At 61.7% G+C, this 6481-nt stretch carries 6 protein-coding genes; 2 read left to right on the top strand and 4 right to left on the bottom strand.

Annotated elements, in window-relative coordinates; genetic code table 11:
• Window positions 1-78: 78 nt before the first annotated feature.
• Window positions 79-1329 carry an OprD family porin gene (locus AOA61_RS05595; RefSeq protein ID WP_099601307.1) on the top strand — a complete coding sequence of 417 codons (1251 nt, stop codon included), beginning with the start codon at window positions 79-81 and terminating at the stop codon, window positions 1327-1329.
• A gap of 84 nt (window positions 1330-1413) precedes the next feature.
• Window positions 1414-2313, top strand: a complete 900-nt coding sequence (locus AOA61_RS05590; RefSeq protein ID WP_032891540.1) for a polysaccharide deacetylase family protein — start codon at window positions 1414-1416, stop codon at window positions 2311-2313.
• 133 nt (window positions 2314-2446) lie between these two features.
• Here the strand turns inward: AOA61_RS05590 and pcaC are convergent, their stop codons facing one another.
• Genes pcaC through AOA61_RS05570 form a run of 4 tightly spaced genes read right to left on the bottom strand, consistent with a single transcriptional unit; the run spans window position 2447 to window position 6328 of the window.
• Entirely contained in the window at window positions 2447-2845 is a 399-nt protein-coding gene (gene pcaC / locus AOA61_RS05585) for a 4-carboxymuconolactone decarboxylase (RefSeq protein WP_032891541.1), read from the bottom strand.
• A 10-nt stretch (window positions 2846-2855) separates the two neighbouring features.
• Window positions 2856-3647 (bottom strand): 3-oxoadipate enol-lactonase, encoded by a 792-nt coding sequence (pcaD, locus tag AOA61_RS05580; protein WP_099601305.1) that lies wholly within the window; start codon window positions 3645-3647, stop codon window positions 2856-2858.
• Window positions 3648-3657: 10 nt separating this feature from the next.
• Window positions 3658-5022, bottom strand: coding sequence for a 3-carboxy-cis,cis-muconate cycloisomerase (locus AOA61_RS05575; protein ID WP_032891543.1), 1365 nt, complete (start codon window positions 5020-5022; stop codon window positions 3658-3660).
• Window positions 5023-5032: 10 nt separating this feature from the next.
• On the bottom strand, window positions 5033-6328 hold the full coding sequence (locus AOA61_RS05570; RefSeq protein ID WP_032891544.1) for an MFS family transporter: 1296 nt from the start codon (window positions 6326-6328) through the stop codon (window positions 5033-5035).
• Window positions 6329-6481: the final 153 nt, after the last annotated feature.

The raw sequence follows: 6481 nt of genomic DNA, 5'->3' as shown, positions 1-6481 counted from the left end.
GCGCCATTGAACCCCTCCCGCACCGCCCCGCACCATGGCCGCCACCTGCACAACCCCAATAACAACAGGTCCAACGCCATGAGCACGCTCCGTCCTCGCCAGCTTTTGCTGGCCACCGCTGTCGCCAGCCTTGCCCTTCCCGTCGTCGCCGAAGAACACGGTTTCCTGGAAGACGCCAGCGCCAACCTCAACCTGCGTAATTTCTTTATCAACCGCAATTTCACCAACCCAACCAAAACCCAGGGCGGCGCGCAGGAGTGGACGCAGAGTTTCATCCTCGACGCCAAGTCCGGCTTCACCCAAGGCACGGTGGGTTTCGGTGTGGATGTGCTGGGGCTGTACTCGCTGAAGCTTGATGGCGGGCGCGGTACTGGCGGCACGCAGTTGCTGCCGCTGGATCATGACGGCCGGCCGGCGGATGAATTCGGGCGTCTCGGCGTTGCGTTCAAAGCGCGTATTTCGAAGACAGAAGTAAAGGTCGGCGAATGGATGCCTGTGCTGCCGATCCTGCGTTCGGATGACGGCCGTTCCCTGCCGCAAACCCTGCGCGGCGGGCAGATAACGTCCAAGGAAATCGACGGCCTGACACTGTACGGCGGCCAGTTCCGCGCCAACAGCCCGCGCGACGACAGCAGCATGTCGGACATGTCGATGGTCGGCAAAACCGCTTTCACTTCGGACCGCTTCAACTTCCAGGGCGGCGAATACGCGTTCAACGACAAACGCACCCAGGTCGGCCTCTGGAATGCCCAGCTCAAGGACATCTATAGCCAACAATACGTCAACCTGACCCACAGCCAGCCACTCGGTGACTGGACCCTGGGCGCCAACCTCGGGTTCTTCTACGGCAAGGATGACGGCAGCGCCCGCGCAGGCGACTTGGACAACAAGACCTGGTCCGGCCTGTTCTCCGCCAAGTACGGCGGCAACACGTTCTATGTCGGCCTGCAAAAACTCACCGGCAACAACGCCTGGATGCGCGTCAACGGCACCAGCGGCGGCACCTTGGCCAACGATAGCTACAACTCCAGCTACGACAACGCTCAGGAAAAATCCTGGCAACTGCGCCACGACTACAACTTCGCCGCCGTCGGTGTGCCGGGGCTGACGCTGATGAACCGCTATATCAGCGGCAGCAACGTACACACAGGCACCATCACTGACGGTAAGGAATGGGGTCGCGAAAGTGAATTGGGCTACACCGTGCAAAGTGGCAGCCTGAAAAACCTGACGATGCGCTGGCGCAATTCGAGCATGCGCCGCGACTACAGCAACAACGAGTTTGACGAAAACCGGTTGATCGTCAGTTACCCGATAAGTCTGCTGTAATCCGGCGCGGCACTTACTGTATCGTGCGCGCCTGCCGCTGCTGATCCGCCCAGCAGCGGCCTCTTTTTCGAGCCCGCGCACACCATGAAATCCTTCGCCATCGCATCCGCCGTGCTGGCCCTGGCCGTGAGCCTCAGTGGCTGCATCGGCGCGCCTATCGCCCTGACGCCCCAGACCGAACAGCGCCTGCAAGCACAGGCGCCGATCCGTTTTCTGCTGACCTTCGATGACGGCCCCAGCGCCTCGGGTTACAACAACCCGAGCCGTTCGGTGGTGGCCGACCTGGCGCACAACCCGGTGTTGCCGGGAATCAAGGCCGTGTTTTTTTTACAGACCGAAGCGGCCCGTTCCGGCGGCAGTTCACGGGGTCGCAAGACCATGGAGCGTGAGTACGCGGGCGGTCATATTCTGGCGTTTCACACGGCCACCGCGTTCCATACCAACCACCGCTGGCTGAACAACGCCGAACTGGATAGCACCCTGGCCCAGGGTTCTGCCGATATCGCCTCGATCACCGGCGCACCACCGGTATTGGTCCGTCCGCCGTTCTGGAACTACGACCGCCGCACCTTCGCCGCCTACCAGCGCCATGGCATGCACGTTCTGCTGACCGACTTGAGCGCCAATGACGGCAAGATCTGGGGTTTCAACGGCAGCCCACGCCGCCGCGCCAACCTGTATCGACAACTGTCGGTCGTGCGCGAACGCATCGCGCTGGGGGAGCTGCCGACAGTGGACGGCGTGATACCGGTGGTGGTGACCTTCCACGACATCAACCGCTACACCGCGCGGCATATGCAGGAATACCTGCAGATCCTGCTGGACAGTGCCCAGGTCACCGGCATGAAGACCGCCGCCGAGCCGTTCTACACCGACCGTAGCGCACTCGAACGGGCAGCGCTGTCACGCACCGTGAAGGCTGTCAGTGAGGAAGTGCATTTACCGGGCGTGTGGAATTGGGTGTGGGACGCCGACTCCCACTGACCTTAAGCCGTGTGAAGAGCAAAAATGTGGGAGGGGGCTTGCTCCCGATGGCGGTGGTGCAGTCTCAATAACGCTGACTGATCCATCGCCATCGGGAGCAAGCCCCCTCCCACATTTCGACCGCGTTTCAAATCTACTCTGGTTGCCGGGACTCAACACCCAATTCATCCCACACCGACTCTGCCAGGTGAAAGGTGGCATTCGCCGCCGGGATACCGCAGTAGATCGCGCTCTGCATCAGCACTTCCTTGATCTCGGCACGGGTCACGCCATTGCTGGCAGCCGCGCGCAGATGCAACTTGAGCTCTTCGGCGCGGTTCATGCCGATCAGCATCGCAATCGTGATCAGGCTACGAGTGTGCCGAGGCAGGCCAGGACGGGTCCAGATATCACCCCAGGCGTGGCGGGTGATCATTTCCTGAAACTCGCTGTTGAACTCGGTCAGGGCATTGAGGCTGCGGTCGACATGGGCATCGCCCAGCACTTCGCGGCGTACTTGCAGGCCCTCGGCATAACGTTGTTTCTCTTCCACAAACAGCTCCTCAACGGGCCAGCAAAAATTCAATCACGCGGTCGCTGAATGCAGCGCCGGCCTGAACGTTGGACAGGTGCGCCGCGTAGAACTCAGCGTACTCGGCCCCCTGCACATGATTCTGGATAAAGTGGCTACCGGCCGGCGGTGTGACGGCATCTTCGGTGCCCGCAATCACCAGCGTCGGCACTTTGATAGAGCGCAGTTGCTCACGGAAATCCGCATCACGCACGGCGCCGCAGCTGGCCGCGTAACCTTGGGGTGACGTGGACGCGAGCATGTCAGTGATCTGCTGGGCCTGATGGGGGTTCGCCGCTGCAAAGTCGGCGGTAAACCAGCGTGCAATGGAGGCATCGCGCAAGGCGACCATCGCCGCCGCGCCATCGCGCAACACCATCTCGATGCGTGGGTTCCAGATATCCAGCGTGCCGATCTTGGCGGCGGTGTTGCACAGCACAAGGCGGTTCAGGCGGCCACCGGCGTGGATGCCGAGCCATTGGCCGATCAAGCCACCCATGGACAGCCCGCAAAAATGCGCACGTTGAATATCCAGTGCGTCCAACAGCGCCAGCACATCACGGCCGAGTTGCTCGATGCTGTAGGGCCCTTCGGTAACCAGGGATTTGCCGTGGCCACGGGTATCGAAACGCAACACGCGAAAATGCTCGGTGAAGGCCTGGATCTGGATGTCCCACATATGCAGGTCGGTGCCCAATGAGTTGGACAGCACCAGTACCGGCGCGTCCACCGGCCCATCCAGTTGGTAATGCAGGTCGCCCTCGGCGAGTTGTACAAATGGCATGGGGGCCTCCTCAGGCAGTCAGTTCAAAATGTTCGGTGACAGCACGCGTGACCCAGGTATGGGCCTGGCCCAGATAGTGGGCAGGGTCGAGCAGTCGATCCAGTTCGGCCGCAGATAACTCAGCGGTGATCTGCGGTTCGTCCGCCAATACCGCGCGCAGATGGCGCCCCTCGGCGACCGCACGCTTGCAGCACTGCTCCAGCAGATGGTGCGCGGTTTCGCGGCCAAGGCGTTGGGCAAGCACAATGCTGACGGCTTCGGCCAGTACCAGGCCTTGGGTCAGGTCGAGGTTCTGCTTCATGCGCTCGGGGTCGACTTCCAACCCTTCGCTCACCAGTAGCGCCTGTTGCAAGGCACCGGACACCAACCGGCAAATCTCCGGCAAGGTTTCCCATTCCGCATGCCACAGTCCCAGGCTGCGCTCGTGCTCCTGGGGCATGGCGCTGAACATCGTCGAGACCAACCCAGGCACGCGCGTAGCCGCACTGATCAGCACCGCAGCGCCTACCGGGTTGCGTTTATGGGGCATGGTGGACGAGCCGCCCTTGCCCGGCGCCGACGGTTCGAACACTTCCGCCGCTTCAGTCTGCATCAACAGGCTGATGTCCCGGCCCAGCTTGCCGAGACTGCCCGCGATCAAACCCAGCACGCTGGCGAACTCCACCAGACGATCTCGCTGAGTGTGCCAGGGCTGTTCGGGCAGGCTCAGTTGTAACTGGGCCGCCAAGGCCTCGGCCACGGGCATCGCCTGTTCACCCAACGCTGCGAGGGTTCCGGAGGCGCCGCCAAATTGCAGCACCAGCAAGCGCGGTTTCAACTCCGCCAAGCGCTGGCGGCTGCGCGTCACAGCGCCCAGCCAACCGGCGATTTTCATCCCCAGCGTGACCGGCGTGGCGTGCTGCAACCAAGTGCGCCCGGCCAACGGCGTCACCGCGTAACGCTGGGCTTGGGCGGCAAGCACATCGCCCAAGCGGGCCAGGTCGGTTTCGATCAACAGCAGTGCACGCCGCAGTTGCAGCACCAGGCCGGTGTCCATCACGTCCTGGCTCGTCGCCCCCAGATGCACGTAGCGCTCGGCACCGGCATCTTCACTGGCTATCAACTTGCCCAAGGCCTTCACCAATGGAATCGCCGAGTTCCCGGCCGAGGCAATCGCCACGCCGAGGGCGTCCATGTCATACAGCGACGCCAGGCACGCCTGGGCAATTGGTGCGATGGCCGACGGCGGGATCAACCCGACCTGAGCTTGCGCCCGGGCCAGGCCGGCTTCGAAATCCAGCATGCCCTGCAAGCGCCCCTCGTCGCAGAACACCTCGGCCATGCTGTCAGCGGTGAAATAGGCGTCGAACAGTTGGTTGCTCGTGCGCAGTGTCATAACGCGTCCCTTACAAATCGTGGTGCAAGTACTCCGCCTGTTTCGGCAGACGCAAGCTGAACAGGAAGGCCACGGCCATCATGCCGGTGACGTACCAATAAAAAGTGTTTTCCATGCCCATGGATTTGAGTCCCAAGGCCACGTATTCCGCCGAGCCACCGAAGATCGCGTTAGCCACTGCGTAAGCCAGGCCCACACCCAGGGCACGTACGTGCGGCGGGAACATTTCCGCTTTCACCAGGCCGCTGATCGAGGTGTAGAAACTCACGATAGCCAACGCCAGGGAAATCAGTACAAAGGCCAGGAACGGGCTTGTCACGGTTTTCAGGGTCAGCAGGATCGGCACCGTGCAGAGGGTACCGAGGGCGCCGAACCAGAGCATCGAGTTACGTCGGCCGATCTTGTCCGAGAGCATGCCGAACAGCGGCTGCATGCACATGTACACAAACAGCGCGCCGGTCATGATGTAGCTGGCGGTCTTGGCGTGCATCCCGGCGGTGTTCACCAGGTACTTCTGCATGTAGGTGGTGAAGGTGTAGAAAATCAGCGAGCCGCCCGCTGTGTAGCCGAGCACGGTGATGAAGGCCGCTTTGTGATTGCGAAACAGCGCGGCGACGCTGCCGGCGTCCTTGTCCTGGCGGGTTTCCTTACTGGTGGTTTCCTTGAGGGTGCGCCGCAGTAACAGGGAGATCACCGCCGCAATCGCACCGATCACGAACGGAATCCGCCAGCCCCAGGCGCGCAGTTCTTCTTCAGTGAGGATCTGTTGCAGGATCACCACCACCAACACCGCCAGCAGTTGCCCGCCGATCAGGGTGACGTACTGGAACGAGGCGAAGAAGCCGCGCTGGCCTTTGAGTGCGACTTCACTCATGTAGGTCGCGGTGGTGCCGTACTCGCCACCCACCGACAAGCCCTGGAACAACCGCGCCACCAGCAGCAATGCCGGGGCCCAGGCGCCGATGTCTTTGTAAGTAGGCAGGAAGGCGATGACCAACGAACCGGCGCACATCATCAGCACCGAAATCATCATCGAATTTTTGCGCCCATGCTTGTCAGCGACCCGGCCGAACAGCCAGCCGCCGATGGGGCGCATCAGGAACCCGGCGGCGAATACACCGGCGGTGTTGAGCAGTTGCACCGTGGGATCGTCCGACGGGAAAAATGCGGGGGCGAAGTAGATAGCGCAGAAGGCGTAGACGTAGAAGTCGAACCATTCGACCAGGTTGCCGGAGGAGGCACCGACAATCGCAAAGATCCGTTTGCTGCGCTCTTCTCCGGTGTAGTGACTGGTGGCTGTTGTCATGATTTTTTCACTCAGTGGGAACGGTTATAGCCTAGACATACTTTGCAACAACCATGTTCCGCAAGCAGACATTTGGGTAGGCCGTGCCTGAACCGGCCTCATCGGGGGCAAGCCCCCTCCCACATTGATAGGCGGCGCGCTCAAAATGTGGGA

Source organism: Pseudomonas sp. 2995-1 (assembly GCF_002742505.1).
Lineage (GTDB): Bacteria > Pseudomonadota > Gammaproteobacteria > Pseudomonadales > Pseudomonadaceae > Aquipseudomonas > Aquipseudomonas sivasensis.
The sequence above is the reverse complement of the archived record's forward strand: the minus strand, read 5'-3'. Positions and strand labels throughout refer to the sequence as shown.